The sequence below is a fragment of the Mesorhizobium sp. M6A.T.Cr.TU.017.01.1.1 genome (assembly GCF_004023115.1).
In the GTDB taxonomy this organism is placed as follows: domain Bacteria; phylum Pseudomonadota; class Alphaproteobacteria; order Rhizobiales; family Rhizobiaceae; genus Mesorhizobium; species Mesorhizobium mediterraneum.
The window spans coordinates 1-419 of record NZ_RZTA01000302.1; the positions used below are offsets into that span (position 1 = coordinate 1).

The 419-nt window shown below is 64.0% G+C and carries 1 pseudogene; it reads left to right on the top strand.

What is annotated here, in order from left to right:
- Positions 1–8: 8 nt before the first annotated feature.
- A pseudogene (locus EOB36_RS34105) lies at positions 9–419 on the top strand (hypothetical protein); the annotation flags it as partial.

The window sequence follows — 419 nt, forward strand, 5'->3', positions numbered from 1 at the left end:
GAGGTCACATGGCGTTGAAGGAATGGGCGTTTGGGTTGGGGGAATGGAAGACGGTTGCCGGCGCCGGGTTTTGCGCCGTGCTGCTCGGCGCGCTTGCCGGATCGGCCTCCGCCGACGATGCGCTGAAGCTTACCGAACTCAGTCCGAACGGCGCTGATGCCTGTTTCGGCCGCGTCTATGATGGGGCGCATCTCAAGGCGCACCCGAAGCAGAAGGTGGCGCGGATCTTCTTCTACTACGGCCATGATCCGGTCAGCCGGCCGAACGAGGAACCGACCGCGAATTCCGACACGTCCTACAATGCTTTCATCGCCACCACCGTGCGCGGCGCCAAGGCGCCTGAATGGGCCGGCGGCTGGTGCAATCACGCATCCGAGGACGGCAAGACAGGCCCGATCCATTGCGGCATGGAATGCGAC